Genomic DNA, 14,783 nt, shown 5'->3' on the forward strand with positions numbered 1-14,783 from the left:
TTATTCACAGTTTATATTTAGAGAATTGATCCAAGTTTCCATTAGTTCAATTCCTTCATCGTGTTTTAAGGTTCTCCCCAGCATGGGCATTCTCAGGGATTCTTCAGTAGTGTTCAGTCTAGTTACTATTGCAGAGTTTTCAGCGTGACCTGGATTGATAATGTTCAAAGGCATTGCGTCGAAAGAATCTTGGGCTACCATACAAAGCCCTAAATTGCCTAGATCCTCTGTTTTATGGAACGCAAAGCGAAGTTCTCGGTAATTGCAATGTCCAAATTCGGAATGGCAATGGGCACAGTTAATATCTAAATAGGAACGGACTCTTGATTCCAAATCTTGGGTGTCATTATCCCAAGGAACCATATGATTTATGGAATTTGGTATATCGGGATTTAAATAGCCAAACTCAACCCATTTTTCCAATTGATTCATAGTGCTACCATCTTGGTAGGTAAAGTTGCGGTCCAGGTTTTGTGGTTTAACTCCAATTGGATAAGGAGTATCATTTTCCGATTTATGACAGGTAAGGCATTCGGGATAGGCTGGTATACGATAATTGATAGTTTTTTGGACACCGTTTTCTCCAAATTGGAAAGACTTAAAGCTGCCTGTAAGATCAAAACTAGCTTCTGTTTGTGAATCGTTCCAAATATAATTAGCAAAGACCCAGCCTTCTTCCTTTTTTATTTGAAGTCTGGTTTCTATAAGTTTTTTAGAGCCTTCTGGAAGAACTTGGTCATAATAGAAGTTTTTGATAAGAATAGTACCCAATGGGAAGTCAATAATGGAATAGTCATCGACGTAATGAGCCTCAGAGCCTTTGGGCATCCAAACAAAACGCTTTTTATGGGCGTAGTCTGAGAATAGAGGAGAAATGACATCGTAGGGCAAAACGCCGTACACGGGAGCTAAATCGGAAAGAGTGCCCTCAAAAAAATTATACTCGGAAAGGGTAGAGTAAGGAACATTCTCAATATCGAAAACTACGGGAGAAATCTCTTCGGGTTCCTCTATTGGGATATAATGATCGTCGTCTTTGGCGCAGGAAAAAAATACCAAGACCACCCAAAAAAAGCTAATTACCCTTACATAGTTTTTGCACATTCGCAGTAAAATTTGGACAACTAATATAATTCTTTGTGAAGATTGAAAGTAATTAATTAGTTGAATTACATGTTTTTACTGTTTATTTGAGCAATGTTTTGAGGTTTAACTTAGTAATTGTTTGAGTGGTCTTGGTTATAATGTATTTAAATTAAATCAAGCTGTTCTCCAACAAATATTCTGCTATTTGAATGGTGTTGGTTGCCGCTCCTTTGCGTAAGTTGTCTGCAACAATCCACATGTTTAAAGTGTTTGCCTGAGATTCGTCTCTTCTAATCCTTCCCACAAATACTTCATCCTTATCATGAGCATAAATAGGCATTGGATAAGTGTTTGTAGTGGTGTCGTCCTGAACAATTACTCCAGGTGTTGCACTTAAAATAGTTCTGATATCCGCTAAGTCAAAATCATTTTCAAATTCCACGTTTACAGACTCACTATGTCCTCCTGCTGTTGGAATTCTCACTGCAGTGGCTGATACGGCGAAGGAGTTATCCCCTAAGATTTTCTGAGGTTCTTTAGCTAATTTCATTTCCTCCTTTGTGTACCCATTGTCTTGGAACACGTCACAATGTGGCAATGCATTACGTCCAATTGGGTAAGGATAAGCCATTTCGCCTTCTACACCTGCAATTTCGTTTTCCAGCTGTCTAACCGCTTTTACACCTGTTCCAGAAACAGATTGATATGTAGAAACTACAACACGTTTCATTTTATATTTTTCGTGAAGTGGGGCCAATGCCATTACTAACTGAATTGTTGAGCAATTTGGGTTGGCAATAATCTTATCTTCTTTTGTTAATTCGTTAGCGTTAATCTCAGGAACTACTAATTTTTTTGTTGGATCCATTCTCCATGCAGAAGAATTATCAACTACAGTAGTGCCCACTTCGGCAAATTTAGGAGCCCATTCCAAAGAAGTGTCTCCACCAGCAGAAAACAAGGCAACATCCGGCTTCATATTTACGGCATCGGCCAAACCTACTACGGTATATTCCTTATCCTTAAATGTAATTGACTTTCCAACAGAACGCTCTGAGGCTACTGGGATTAATTCTGTTAATGGGAAATTGCGTTCTGCAAGAACTTTCAGCATAACTTCTCCAACCATTCCGGTTGCTCCTACTACTGCTACTTTCATGTTACATTTATTGTTTAAAAGGTTTTTGAATTATTTTGAGCAAAGCTAAGTATTAATTGAGTATTTAGGGTATAAAAAAAGCCTCAGTGTCTTAAAAACCAAGGCTTTTTTACAACAAATAACAAAAAGTTATATATTTAACAATTTTATTTTTTTAGCAAATCTCGAATTTCTGCCAATAATTCTTCTTGGGTTGGTCCGGCTGGTGCAGCAGGGGCCGGTTCTTCTTTTTTCTTAAGTGAATTAATGCCTTTTATAAGCATAAACATTACAAACGCCACAATGATAAAGTCGATAACATTGGTTAAAAACTGTCCGTAAAGCACGGCAACTTCCCCTGTTATTTCCCCTGCGTCGTTGGCAGTACCTTCTGTAATGACATACTTGAGGTCTTTGAAGTCTGATTTGAAAATCAAACCGATTAGTGGAGAAACAATGCCTCCGGTAAAAGAGGTTACCACTTTGCTGAAGGCAGCACCCATTACGAAGGCCACGGCAATGTCTACCAAGTTGCCCTTCATTGCAAATTCCTTGAATTCTTTTAGCATAAGATGTGTGTTAATTAGGTTATTAGAATACTAAAATACCAAAAAAACAATCAGCTCAAAATCAATTAAAAAGATTATTCTATAATGACTCTTTTCACTCTTTGTGAGATTGCTGTGAGGATCTCATAAGAGATGGTATTGGCAGTTTGGGCAAACTCTGAAGCAGTAGGCTGTTGACCAAAAATAATCACTTCATCACCTTCTTTGCAGTCTATATCGGTAATGTTTACCATAATCATATCCATGCAGACATTTCCAACAATTGGAGCTTGTTTTCCGTGTATGGTAACAAAGCCCTTTCCATTGCCATATTGTCGTCCAATACCATCGGCATGACCAATAGGGATGGTGGCCGTTTTTTGAAATTTATCAGCTTTAAAGGCGCGGTTGTAGCCCACGGTTTCCCCTTTCTTGATATGGTGAATTTGTGAAATAACAGATTTAAGGGTTCCGATAGGTTGGAAGTTGTGGTTCTCTTCTTCTGAATTACCAAAGCCATACAACCCAATGCCACTGCGTACCATATCAAAATGGGCTTCGGGATAATTTAAAATGCCCGAGGTGTTGCACATATGCAGCATAGGTTTAAAGCCAAGGGTTTCGGTAAAGTCTTTGGCAATGGCTTTAAAGGTTTTAATTTGGTTTAGCGTGAATTCCTTTTCATTCAGGTCTTCACTGGCGGCCATATGAGAAAATATAGACTTCACGCCAACAGCGTTTGTGTGGCTTAAAATAGACGCGATCCCTTTTACATCATATTCTGAAAACCCCAATCTGTTCAGGCCAGTATTGAATTTTAAGTGGATGGGATAAGTGTTTTGCCCTTCTGATTCTGCAATGGCAATAAATTCATGCAGTACTTTGGAATTGTACAAGCTAGGTTCTAAACAACGTGCCATAAGTTCCTTAAAACTTGTGGGCTGTGGGTGCAGAACCATAATGGGTTTGGTAATGCCTGCATCCCGAAGTGCAATACCTTCACTTGTGTAGGCTACGGCAAAATAGTCTACTTTAAGATCCTGGAGGTAATTGGCAATAATTTTGGCATCGTGACCGTATGAGTAGGCTTTAACCACGGCCATAAAATGAGTGTTTTTTTGAAGTTTGGACTTAAGATAATTATAATTGTGCTTTAATGCTTTTAAGTCAATTTCAAGGGTAGTTTCCTGGGCTGTGGGCATTACTGTTCTTCTTTGTTTTTTGGAGAGATATCTTCGGCATCGTTCACGTCCATGTTTCTCACTTTGTCGCGCAGCATACTTTTGTAAAATGCCGCTCTGCTCAAAGGTTCGTATTCATCAACTTCCCCCAATAAAACCAAAGCATCGCTCTTGGTTTTTCGGTGGCTGTACTGGGCTAAATTTCCGGTTTTGGTGCATATGGCATGTACCTTTGTAACATACTCGGCGGTAGCCATCAAGTTGGGCATTGGGCCAAAGGGATTGCCTTTGTAATCCATGTCTAATCCAGCAACAATTACTCTAACTCCTTTGTTGGCTAGGTCATTGCAGATTCTTACAATTTCGTCGTCAAAAAATTGGGCTTCATCAATACCAACCACATCACAACCATCGGCCAGAATAGGAATATTAGCAGCTGCAGGCACTGGGGTTGAACGAATTTCATTGGCGTCGTGAGAGACTACCTTTTCGTCATCGTACCGCATATCGATGGCAGGTTTGAAGATTTCTACTTTTTGTTTTGCAAATTGGGCGCGTTTAAGACGGCGGATCAACTCCTCGGTCTTGCCCGAAAACATCGAGCCACATATCACTTCAATCCAGCCAAATTGTTCTTTGGGGTTTACTGTATTTTCAAGAAACATTTTGTAATTTTAACGCTAAAACTAGGCTAACTTTCGTTTTCTATAAAGGTGGCGTAAATTTATCAAAAAACAAAAGCATAAATTAGATTAAATTTTAAAAGTTATGAAGAAGAAGTTGGAATCCGAATTGATGAGCATTGCCCACAGAATCCTAAAATTAAAAGGAAGGGATGACGTGGAAAAAATGCACGCCGAGGTTGGAGCGCTTTATGAGAAACTTTCAGTTTTAAAATTTTTACAGAACAATTTTGAAGGGGATATTCCAAGCATAGGAAGTGACTCCTCGTTTTTTGGAATGTTGGATAAAGCATTCAATAATACAGTTAGCGACAGTATAGAAGTAGAGGACAGAATTTATACCGATATTGACGATACCCAACATGAGGAAATCATGGAGCCGGCTATTGAAAAGATAAAAGATATTGTGGCTCAAATGCCAGAGGAAACGCAACAAGTAGATGAACTTTTTGAATCGGCAGTGCCTAAAAATGAATTCAGAAATGATGTGTTTGAAGATATTACCGCCGGTTTTGAAGAGACGCCTGTGTTTGAACCTTTAACTGAAGCCAATGCTCGTTTTGAAGCTAAAAAATCACTAAATGATAAACTTAAACGTGGTGGTATTGCCATAGGGTTGAATGATAAAATTGCTTTTATCAAGCATTTGTTTGATGGAAGAAATGAAGATTACGACCGAGTCCTGTCTCAAATCAATACCTCTGAATCGTTTGAGGAGGCTAGTAACCTTATCCAAAATATTGTGAAGCCAGATTACAACCAATGGCAAGGAAAAGAAGCTTATGAAGAGCGTTTTATGGAAATCATAGAGAGTAAGTTTGGTTAATAGTTCAAATATATCCATCCAATAATCGGTTTTTGATTATTCGGTAATTCAAGAAGATAATAATAGGTTCCTACGGGGAGAACTTTATTGGTTTCAGGAAATCCCATATTGGGTCTGCCATCCCAATTATTTTGGTAATTGGAACTTTCATAAATTTGAACGCCAAGCCTGTTATATATTTTTAAGATATTTCCAATATAATCTTCAATGCAAGGTATTACCAAAAAGTCATTGAATCCATCAGCATTGGGAGATAAACCTTCAGGAATCACCAAACAATTATCAACAGTAACAAATGCATTCGCGTTATTGTTTAAGGGGTTTCTATCCAATTCATTTACATCTTCAAGGAAGGCTACATTCAAAAGGTCTTCGGAAGAGCGTACTCTTGCCGTCATGGTGAGTGTTTCAGATTGACCGGGTTGCAAAATGGGAATATTCCAAATAAAGGTTGCCATGTCAAAATTGCCTAATGACACCGTTGCCGATAGGTATTCGTAACCAAGGGGCAGATTGTCTGCAATCACAATATTGTTGGCAATGGTAGTGCCCAAATTAGTTGCCGTCACCACAAAGGTTACTTCGCCACCAATAGAAACGTCTTCTGGTGTCACCGATTTCAAGACTTCAATATCTACATCGCTGGTGTCCTCAATAACAGTAAGCTGTGCAAAGGTCTGTGATACGTCTATATTGCTTAAATCGGTGAAATTATTGCTGTCATTAATATAGGTGCCAGTTATGCTACTAGTAACTGTTACGGCAAACTTACAGCTCTCCACACCATCTGGGAATGTAAGATTATTTATGCCAATTGCCGTATCTCCCTGATTTCCTGTAAAAGTTGCGGTACAGCCATTATCTTCCGTCCAATAAGGTGTTCCAGAAAGCACTAGTCCGTTAGGAAGGTTATCTGTAAAGGCAATCTCACTTTGTGCTGGGTTGGAATTGATGTTATAGATGGTAAATTCCAAAACACTTTCCTGATTTTCCATTATGGTATCAGGGGTGAAAGCTTTTACCAAAGTAGGGGCAATCACTTGAATATTACTAATGGAAATATTAGTTTCTGGCGTTAACTCATGATTTGTGGTGCCATTTGGGATGGCTTTAGCTGTGTTGTTAAATGCCCCACCGTAATTTGGAGCCGTTACAGGGATGGTAACTCTAATTATAGCTCCCGCTTCCATATTAGGAATCGTACCTGTAATAGTATTCTCTGTTACGGTAAAAGTATTTATGCAAGTGGCTGTTCCTGTAATAATCTCACAGGTAGGTGTTCCGTTAACGGCGAACTCATTGCCTAATACATTTTCAAACATAATGTCTGTGGCATTGGAGCTTGTCACACTATTGCTAATATCTACAATCCAATCAAAATCTTGGTTGATGGGCACTTGAGTAAACTCAGGAAAGGTCTGTACAATTAAATCAATACAAGGTGCTAGATAGGAGGTCGTGGAAACAGTGTTGTTACTGCTATTAGGGTCTATTACTGTATCATTGGCATGGTTGATACTAACATTGTTAACTACCGGAACCCCTATAGCCGAACATTCTGTTTGCCAGTTCACCGTAGCTTGAAAGCTAACGGAGCTTTGACCGGGAAGTACCCAGTTGTCTTCAGTCAATATTTCCCAAAAGATGTCGTTTTCACCATCTTCGGGGACTCCGTCCTGAGGGGTATTTAAATAGGCATGAGCAATAGGAAAGCATTGTGCGGTTCCTGTAGTGCCTGAACATTCAACGGAAATTAATTCTCCCAAAACATCTGTTTGACTTTCCAAAGTCATATAGTCTGAAAGTATAATAAATGTATCCTCATTTCCAAGGTTGCTTACGGTGATTTCATAGGTGATTGGTCCCCAATCCGTGGTGTTCAATGCGCTGGTGCCTTCTGGAGGCGCTGGGTCTATCTGTGTTTTCGCTACTGTGATATCTGAAGAGGGACAGAGCGATGTTGGGGGAAGTGTTACATAGTCGCTTTGCGCACTGTTCTCAATATTGGTATCAAACAATTGGGCTTGTAGGATGTTCGTTCCGCTTCTTACATGTGCTACCGTATTTTGAATGCTTGTAGAACATTCGGGTTCTAAAAAGATAACTGTAGTTGTTATGGTTATGGTAGCACCTACGGGCATATCAAAGGTACTCGTTGACCACAAGGCATCCTGAATGCTCAGGGTAAAATCATCACAGGAGACATTTCCAGTAGTATCTGTGCATTCCACAGAAATAATGTCCCATTGCACTGAAGGGGACAAGTTTTGAAGAAAAAACACTATTGGGGCATCCATAGGCCCATTGTTACAGACCGTAGTTTCAAAAACCACTTCTTCTCCCCAGTTGACCACTTGAGAAACATCTGGAGAAATTTGCACGGTATCAATACAAATATCGGTAAGGTCACAGGGCTCAGCGTTTAGTAAGGGAGTTGTGACTTCGTTAGAAAGGTTGGAAGATTCATTGGTATGGTCTAGGTCAATGGAAACAAAACTGTCTACCGATATTTGGTATGGAACCATTGCGCAAGTGGCATTTAGGAATTGATAGGTAACCTGAAAAGTTACAGAACCGCCAGATGTATATAAATGAGTATTGTTATAGACCAAAATACTACTAGCTCCACTTACAACCACGGGACTAGCTGATATCTCAGAAACATCTGGGCACTCGGTGCCATTGGTAGCCCCAATACACTCTAAAGATTGAAGTGCCACAACGGGGGATCCTCCATTTAAGTTGCTGTTTAAGGACATTTTACCGAAAAAGCCATTCAAAGGAAAATCGATGCTACTGTTATTGGTGATGGTGAATTCATAAGTCACCGTATCATTCCAAGCTGAAATACCGGTTCCTGCAGTTGGGTTGATTTGCGCATAGGTTACCGTAAAATCTATAGGAATATCAATAACGCCCATCGAGATAATGGATTCGTTATTATTAGGGTTGGTATCTGTAGTGCTATCGGGTGGGCTCACTGCTGCGTTCACGGCAATCCCTCCCAAGATCACAGGGGCATGCACAATAATTTGTATCTCAACACTGGCATTGTTGGGCAAACTTGCCACCGTACCCGTAAGTATATTTCCCGCGCTTAAACTAAACCCAGAAGCTGCCGAAGCACCGCCAAGGTTGTTTTGCGATTCATAGGAAACCACGGTAACATAATTGCTCATTTCTACAGAAAAGCTGGCATTATTTACCGCATTTCCAGAGTTGATGATGGTAACCACATACTGAAATTGCTCATAAATCTCTACTTGTGAAATATCTGTGCCACTGAGGTTTTGGGCTTCCACAACAACAGCTAAATCGGTGGTTTGTGATTGGAGGTTTAAAAAGGCAAAGCAAAAGAAAAGAACGAAACTAACTTTTTTCAAGCTCATAAATTGGTTGGGTTGGTTTTATAAATTAGATGTCAAATACCTTCGTTGGTTGCGTCAATATAATGAAAAGATTGTACTTTTGAGCTCTAATCCGCCTAAAATGAGTAAGCTTTACATTGTTCCCACGCCCATAGGAAATCTTAAGGATATGACATTTAGAGCCATTGAGGTTCTAAAGGAAGTCGACTTGATCCTTGCCGAAGACACCCGTACCTCAGGGAAATTGCTGAAGCATTTCGAGATTGCCACGCCCTCGCAATCGCACCATATGCACAACGAACATAAAACGGTAGAAGGCTTGGTGCAAAAACTAAAGGGCGGCATGAGCATTGCCTTGATAAGCGATGCTGGGACACCGGCCATTTCAGACCCTGGATTTTTATTGACTAGGGCATGTATTGAAAACGGTATCGATGTAGAATGCCTGCCTGGAGCAACTGCCTTTGTACCTGCCTTAGTGAATTCAGGCTTGCCTAACGACAAGTTTGTGTTTGAAGGCTTTTTGCCAGTGAAAAAGGGACGTCAAACAAGACTCACCCTCTTGGCCGAAGAATCCCGAACCATGATTTTTTACGAGAGTCCGCACAAGTTGTTGAAGACCTTAACAAATTTCTGCGAATACTTTGGTGCCGACCGTCCCGTGTCCGTATCTAGAGAGCTTACCAAGCTATACGAAGAAACCGTGAGAGGAACTGCTCAAGAGGTTTTGGACCATTATACCCAAAAGCCACCCAAAGGGGAGATTGTGATTATAGTAGGCGGAAAGAAATAAGCCCTAAAACAACATTAAATAAACATAGAGACACATGACGATTGACGCATTCAAACAAAAATTACAAAGCACACCAAAACAAATAGAGTTTGCAGAAACCATGGCAGTTGTAGAAGCCAACTATAATTTTACGCCTACGGCTTTTACTAACGGTAACCTACACAACAAGGCGGGAGAAAACTCTGGCTCTTGCAAATTGTTGGCCTTTGCCCAATTGCAAGGCTTTAGCCAGGAAGACGCTTTGGCTTGCTTCGGGAAGTTTTATTTTGAAGAGGTATTGAACGACCCAAACGGTACGGGGCACCAAAACATTAGAAACTTTATGGCTACAGGCTTTGAAGGTCTTAGCTTCGAAGGTTCACCATTGCAGGAAAAATAGTTGCAGGCACGTAGCGGGTTGTTAAATTCCTTTTTTAGCACATCAAAACCCGTTATTTCGAGTGGCATTTCACAGAAATGCTGTATAGAGAAAAGGGTTTTGAAGGGTTTTTAGGTTTCATTGCAGTTGTTCTCATGATTATTGCGAAAAACCAGGCAAGCTGATGAATGATTGATAAACGTAAAGCACTCCGTTATGTATTGATGGAGTGCTTTCTTTTTGGATGCCACGTGATGCAATCACGCGGGAGCGTTGGGGCGGTATTTTTTTTTAATAAACTTGATTATAAACTTATCGTTATGAATCAGTTTTCTGTTTTGAAGACTTTTTTATAGCGTTGCTGATAGCCTCGATATGTTTTGCTTTGATTGAATATTGAATTGTACCCTCAATATAATTGCTATAAACAATTTCGCCAGTTCTAGAATTCACAACTTGTATAAATTGTTCTGCATTCATACGGGCATATCTTAAATAGTGCACTTCTTCATTGTTCATTATTTTACTGCTCAATTCTTCATCTGCTATAACTTCATAGTTATAATCATAGTGCTTAAATACCTTTTGAAGTTTTTCATCGGTCAAATTATTATAGTCTGTAGTTAAATAGGATGGAATATAAAGGGTAGAGTTGCTTAAATTTTGAAGTTCTGCTAAGTAACTGTCTTGGTACATCCAGTATACCTCTTCATCTATGAGGAGCTGGTTTATTTTTTGAAAGTAATTTTTTAAGAATCCAGGGCTATAATTGTAGATGACCTTTTCATTGTACATTAAGTGCATTGCCTCGTCCATTTTACGCCCTTGCATGGCAGTAAAAGGGAACCCTGCATATAAATAGAAGCGTGCCACATTAGTGGTGTTAGATTTTATTATTTTTTCTAATTTTCTCTCCTTTTTCTTGGGGGAGAGTTCTTTAAGTTCTTTAACTATAGTATTAGAATCATACATGGCGAAATCCATATACGTAAACAAGGAAACGCTTTCGCCTCCATATTTCATCTGTTTGATCCTTTTAAAGCCAGATAGTCTGACTATTGAGTAGTCATTGCCCCAATAATCTTCAATTTTAAAATCTGGTAACATTACAACTTTATAAGGAGTTACCGTCCATGAAGCTTTAAGTATGTTTTCGTAAACTTCTTTTTCGTAGATGTTGGATAGCACAAATACCGTTGTAGATTTTTTAAACTTTTCTAAAACTCCATTTTCAAAATTAGCAGAAGGGCCAATGTGTTTTGAACTCACCGATACTTGGGCATATGCTTGGTAAGCAATTAGAGATACTAATAGAAGTAGGGTTTTTAATTTCATTTGTTATGGTTGGTTAAAGGTTAATTGAAGCTAGTTGTTTTAGCTACTTTTTCAAGTTTAAATTTAGACAATTGAGGAAGGATTTAAATGTGTTTTTATACAAATAAAAAGGATTGTTATTCAAGGTGTTGAAAATTAAAAAGTTATGTTCGGGAGAGTTTAGTGATTTTGTTCTGTGCAATTTATTGAGTTTTGATATAGATAAAGCCTTGGTTTTCAAAAAGCCTGTTCACATCCCCCTTACTCCCCCTTCAAAGGGGGAATTTACTTGGGTTTTGATATGGTTGTCTTGGGGATGTTTATTTCTCAATAATCACCTTACGCTACCGCGCGATTATATCGCGTGGTACTCTGCCCTCAACCACCCCTTCTAGGGGCTTTCTAGGGGTTTTGTTCGAGGATTCTTCGTGTTTTCCTCGTAAAACGTGGCTTTTACCGAACAATCCTCGAAGGAAACACGAAGGAAACACGAAGGAAAAGTGAAGGAAGGGATATGAAGGGATATGAAGGGATGGGGTAATTGTTAAGAAATTAGTGCGGAGGTTGGGGGTTTTTGTGTGGTGGGAGTGGTGCTTGTTTGGCTGTTGGTGTTTGTTTACTTTGCTTGCCTAGTGCGTTCATTTTCTTTACTCGTCTAAAGAAAACGAACCAAAAGAAAAGACGCCCTGTTGGCAGGTCTTTGTGATGTGCCAACACAACCGGAAGAGGGTTCCTAAATGTTCTCCAAGGCTTCGAACATTTTTAACGGAGCTCTCTTCCTTGACTTACAACAGGTTGTTCCGTCGTTGTCGGAATGGGGTTTGGTGGTTCATAGATGTGTGTAATGTCCTCATTTTCGACTTCGGGACCCGTAGCTGCAACCGACGTTAAAAACAAAACGCTGTTTGAGCCCCAAGAGATTGGGGCGAGTTCGTTTTGTTTAGGCGGTAAAGCGTTACGGGTGAATAAGAAAATGCAGACTTGATTTTTTGGATCTTTTGTATCAAGACAAAAGAGCATATAAAGAAGACGGTTCAGTTATTTCGCTCCCTCTGCTTGACAAACCTTCTTTGAGATTGTAATTCTTAAAATTATCTTTTACTCCAAAGCAAACAACCTATTGACTACATCAATAAACGCTTCATTCCATAAACGGTTATCATGCCCGCTCTCAAATTCTTGTATTTCGGCAAATGCCTTGAGTGTGGCATATTTTGCCTTAATAAATTCGGCATCCTCTTTAAGGAAAAAGGGTTCCTCGCTTCCATAGCGTAAATATAGATTGGGGTATTGCATGTTGCTGTTCCAATTATTGCTTTGGATGTCGCCTCCGAAAGTTGAAAAACATAGATAGGTTCCGATGGTGTTTGGATGCGAGTTCAAGAGACTGACTCCAAATCCGGCCCCATTGGACACGCCATAGAAGTACCGATTATCTTTTTTGGGTTTTTGGAGGTATTTGCTTTCTATTTCAGGAATGAACTCTTCAACAAAATAGGCTTTATGGTTTTTAAATCTGTGGACCAATAAGGAATCTTCTTCTCTCGAAGGGTGCCTGTCTATGTATTCAAAATTTCGGTAGGTAAGGTATACCTTATTGCCATCACCAGTGGTTGTGCTTGTGCTGTCTGCAATTTTACTGTTAGAAAAGCTGGCAACAAAAATTAGGGGTTTTATAATTTGGTGCTCAATTAACGAATCCAATAAGTGTTTCTTTTGCGTTAAGTGGCTATTGCCATCAGTAGCGTACATAATGGGGTATTGCTTGCTTGGGTTAAATCCCTTGGGCAAATACACAATATGCTTCCTATATTCGGAAAGGTGAGTGCTGTAAATGGAATCTGTAAAGAATTGAGATGTTGCATTTCCTTTATCAAGTTTTGAATTACAGGAAAACGTCAATAGGAGTGTACACCCAACAACAAATACTACGGTTTTAATGCTCATAGCAGTAGTTTTGAACAATTGCTTTGGAGATTATGCTAAAAAGTTGGCATAAACACCTTTTTATTTAAATGATTAGGTTTTCAATAGCTATTTCTAGACCTTACAGAATGAATGGTAATTCACCGGTTAAAACCACTTATCCGTTCACAAAATACTGTTGGTATTTTAAAATTTCTTGTGGATTTTCCTTCATATCTATTCGTTTTACTTCATTGCCCTTTTCGTCAAGTTCGATAAGGTAATGCTCGTCGCCTTCATCCAACATACGCAGAAATACTTTCAAGCTGCCATCGTCGTTATAAAACTTTACGGCTTCAAAATTGTCGTAGTTGGACGAGATTGATTCAAAAAATACTTTACCATTTCTTATGTCTTGGGTTATGGTGCGGCCATCTCTAATAAAGAGTTGCCGTGTGATGTTGCCAATAATATCATAGGTAGCGGATTCTATTATCTCCCCTTTTTCTATAGTCGCTTCGGTTTCTAGCTGTCCACTTTCATAATAAGTTTTTATGGTACCATATTGAAGGTCGTTGTTATATGGAGTTTCTTTTTTGAGGGCACCGGAAGGGTAGTAGGTTTTTTCGATACCGTGTTTCTTACCGTTAGAATATTTTGAATGCGAAAAGATTTCACCGTTATTATGAAAAATCAAGTAGTCACCATTCAAAAGGCCTTCTTTAACATTGAATTCTTCCCATTTTTGGACCTTATTGCCAACTACATAATAGCCGTCCATTAGTTGCTTGCTTTTGGAAAGTTTGTAGACAAACAGACCTTTGTAGGAATCAATGACATAGTCATTTCTGTCAATAAAGGTAAACGCATCAGTCGGTTCCTTTTGTTTACAATTGTTTAGTGTGCCAATAAGTAATAAGGCAAGTAGTGGTTTAAATTGTTTTATCATGTTGGTTATATATGTTTTCCTTTGTTCCATCCATGTTTCCCCAAATACTGATTGCCGCTTTCCACAGCACCTTCCTCAATAGATGTGCCCATGCTGTCATTCCAACGGTTCAGGTAACCAAACAGGGAAATCACGCCTAGCATTTCTACAATCTCGCCTTCGTCCCAATGTTGGCGTAGGCGTTGTTCGATGGAGGTATCCACGGCGTTGGGTACTTGGCTGGCGGCAAGACTAAAATCCAGTGCGGCACGTTCGGCCTCGTTAAAGGCGGGGTGGGTACGGTAGTCCCAAATATGGTCCAATTGCTCTTGGTGGGCCCCGTAGCGTTCGGCCGCCCTAATGGCGTGGGCCTGGCAGTACCTACAGCCCGTGGCATTGCTGCTCACCCAGGCAATCATGCGCTTGAGGGCAGAAGTAACCCGTCCTTCGTTGGCCATCACCGCTTTGTTGAGGTTGATAAAGGCCTTGGAAATGGCTGGACGCCGCTGCATGGTAAGCACCGAGTTGGGACAAAATCCCAAGGTTTCGTTAAAGAATTCGGCTAGTTCCTTGGTTTCCTGGTCATAATCTGGCGATAATGGTGTGACAAGTGGCATAATTGTTCCTTTTTAGGGTTTTAAGTAGTATTTTTGAA

General features: G+C 39.7%; 13 protein-coding genes. 3 read left to right on the forward strand and 10 right to left on the reverse strand.

Annotated elements, in window-relative coordinates:
- From RBH95_RS01705 to RBH95_RS01725, 5 genes are all read right to left on the reverse strand, one after another.
- Positions 1-1,104, reverse strand: a complete 1,104-nt coding sequence (locus tag RBH95_RS01705) for a hypothetical protein (RefSeq protein WP_307901012.1) — start codon at positions 1,102-1,104, stop codon at positions 1-3.
- Between the two features lie 151 nt (positions 1,105-1,255).
- Positions 1,256-2,245: an aspartate-semialdehyde dehydrogenase gene (locus RBH95_RS01710; protein WP_307901013.1), complete on the reverse strand. Its 990-nt coding sequence runs from the start codon at positions 2,243-2,245 to the stop codon at positions 1,256-1,258.
- Between the two features lie 146 nt (positions 2,246-2,391).
- On the reverse strand, positions 2,392-2,793 hold the full coding sequence (gene mscL, locus RBH95_RS01715; RefSeq protein ID WP_307901014.1) for a large-conductance mechanosensitive channel protein MscL: 402 nt from the start codon (positions 2,791-2,793) through the stop codon (positions 2,392-2,394).
- Between the two features lie 74 nt (positions 2,794-2,867).
- Positions 2,868-3,974, reverse strand: a complete 1,107-nt coding sequence (gene alr / locus RBH95_RS01720) for an alanine racemase (protein ID WP_307901015.1) — start codon at positions 3,972-3,974, stop codon at positions 2,868-2,870.
- Positions 3,974-4,618 carry a thymidine kinase gene (locus RBH95_RS01725; RefSeq protein WP_307901016.1) on the reverse strand — a complete coding sequence of 215 codons (645 nt, stop codon included), beginning with the start codon at positions 4,616-4,618 and terminating at the stop codon, positions 3,974-3,976. Before RBH95_RS01725 ends, alr begins: the two co-directional genes overlap by 1 nt.
- 103 nt (positions 4,619-4,721) lie before the next feature.
- On the opposite strand from RBH95_RS01725, the gene RBH95_RS01730 reads away from it, so the two are divergent.
- A complete protein-coding gene (locus RBH95_RS01730; RefSeq protein ID WP_307901017.1) occupies positions 4,722-5,462 on the forward strand; it encodes a hypothetical protein in 741 nt (246 codons plus the stop codon).
- Here the strand turns inward: RBH95_RS01730 and RBH95_RS01735 are convergent.
- Positions 5,459-8,851 (reverse strand): gliding motility-associated C-terminal domain-containing protein, encoded by a 3,393-nt coding sequence (locus RBH95_RS01735; RefSeq protein WP_307901018.1) that lies wholly within the window; start codon positions 8,849-8,851, stop codon positions 5,459-5,461. The genes RBH95_RS01730 and RBH95_RS01735 overlap by 4 nt on opposite strands.
- 100 nt (positions 8,852-8,951) lie before the next feature.
- On the opposite strand from RBH95_RS01735, the gene rsmI reads away from it, so the two are divergent.
- Together rsmI and RBH95_RS01745 are read left to right on the forward strand one after the other, a co-directional pair.
- Positions 8,952-9,623, forward strand: coding sequence for a 16S rRNA (cytidine(1402)-2'-O)-methyltransferase (gene rsmI / locus RBH95_RS01740; RefSeq protein ID WP_307901019.1), 672 nt, complete (start codon positions 8,952-8,954; stop codon positions 9,621-9,623).
- Between the two features lie 34 nt (positions 9,624-9,657).
- On the forward strand, positions 9,658-10,002 hold the full coding sequence (locus RBH95_RS01745) for a HopJ type III effector protein (protein ID WP_307901020.1): 345 nt from the start codon (positions 9,658-9,660) through the stop codon (positions 10,000-10,002).
- A 297-nt stretch (positions 10,003-10,299) separates the two neighbouring features.
- Here the strand turns inward: RBH95_RS01745 and RBH95_RS01750 are convergent, their stop codons facing one another.
- From RBH95_RS01750 to RBH95_RS01765, 4 genes are all read right to left on the reverse strand, one after another.
- Complete coding sequence (locus tag RBH95_RS01750) at positions 10,300-11,316, reverse strand: hypothetical protein (RefSeq protein WP_307901021.1); 1,017 nt, start codon at positions 11,314-11,316, stop codon at positions 10,300-10,302.
- Between the two features lie 1,077 nt (positions 11,317-12,393).
- Positions 12,394-13,242: an esterase family protein gene (locus RBH95_RS01755; RefSeq protein ID WP_307901022.1), complete on the reverse strand. Its 849-nt coding sequence runs from the start codon at positions 13,240-13,242 to the stop codon at positions 12,394-12,396.
- A 136-nt stretch (positions 13,243-13,378) separates the two neighbouring features.
- Positions 13,379-14,149 (reverse strand): toxin-antitoxin system YwqK family antitoxin, encoded by a 771-nt coding sequence (locus tag RBH95_RS01760; RefSeq protein ID WP_307901023.1) that lies wholly within the window; start codon positions 14,147-14,149, stop codon positions 13,379-13,381.
- Positions 14,150-14,154: 5 nt separating this feature from the next.
- Entirely contained in the window at positions 14,155-14,745 is a 591-nt protein-coding gene (locus RBH95_RS01765) for a carboxymuconolactone decarboxylase family protein (RefSeq protein ID WP_307901024.1), read from the reverse strand.
- Between the last annotated feature and the right edge of the window lie 38 nt (positions 14,746-14,783).

This window comes from Mangrovimonas sp. YM274 (genome assembly GCF_030908385.1).
Lineage (GTDB): Bacteria > Bacteroidota > Bacteroidia > Flavobacteriales > Flavobacteriaceae > Mangrovimonas_A.

What these genes read in the sequence shown, in the direction of transcription:
- RBH95_RS01705 (WP_307901012.1), bottom strand. Translation starts at nt 1,104, where the DNA reads ATGTGCAAAAACTATGTAAGGGTAATTAGCTTTTTTTGGGTGGTCTTG.
- RBH95_RS01710 (WP_307901013.1), bottom strand. Translation starts at nt 2,245, where the DNA reads ATGAAAGTAGCAGTAGTAGGAGCAACCGGAATGGTTGGAGAAGTTATG.
- mscL (WP_307901014.1), bottom strand. Translation starts at nt 2,793, where the DNA reads ATGCTAAAAGAATTCAAGGAATTTGCAATGAAGGGCAACTTGGTAGAC.
- alr (WP_307901015.1), bottom strand. Translation starts at nt 3,974, where the DNA reads ATGCCCACAGCCCAGGAAACTACCCTTGAAATTGACTTAAAAGCATTA.
- RBH95_RS01725 (WP_307901016.1), bottom strand. Translation starts at nt 4,618, where the DNA reads ATGTTTCTTGAAAATACAGTAAACCCCAAAGAACAATTTGGCTGGATT.
- RBH95_RS01730 (WP_307901017.1), top strand. Translation starts at nt 4,722, where the DNA reads ATGAAGAAGAAGTTGGAATCCGAATTGATGAGCATTGCCCACAGAATC.
- RBH95_RS01735 (WP_307901018.1), bottom strand. Translation starts at nt 8,851, where the DNA reads ATGAGCTTGAAAAAAGTTAGTTTCGTTCTTTTCTTTTGCTTTGCCTTT.
- rsmI (WP_307901019.1), top strand. Translation starts at nt 8,952, where the DNA reads ATGAGTAAGCTTTACATTGTTCCCACGCCCATAGGAAATCTTAAGGAT.
- RBH95_RS01745 (WP_307901020.1), top strand. Translation starts at nt 9,658, where the DNA reads ATGACGATTGACGCATTCAAACAAAAATTACAAAGCACACCAAAACAA.
- RBH95_RS01750 (WP_307901021.1), bottom strand. Translation starts at nt 11,316, where the DNA reads ATGAAATTAAAAACCCTACTTCTATTAGTATCTCTAATTGCTTACCAA.
- RBH95_RS01755 (WP_307901022.1), bottom strand. Translation starts at nt 13,242, where the DNA reads ATGAGCATTAAAACCGTAGTATTTGTTGTTGGGTGTACACTCCTATTG.
- RBH95_RS01760 (WP_307901023.1), bottom strand. Translation starts at nt 14,149, where the DNA reads ATGATAAAACAATTTAAACCACTACTTGCCTTATTACTTATTGGCACA.
- RBH95_RS01765 (WP_307901024.1), bottom strand. Translation starts at nt 14,745, where the DNA reads ATGCCACTTGTCACACCATTATCGCCAGATTATGACCAGGAAACCAAG.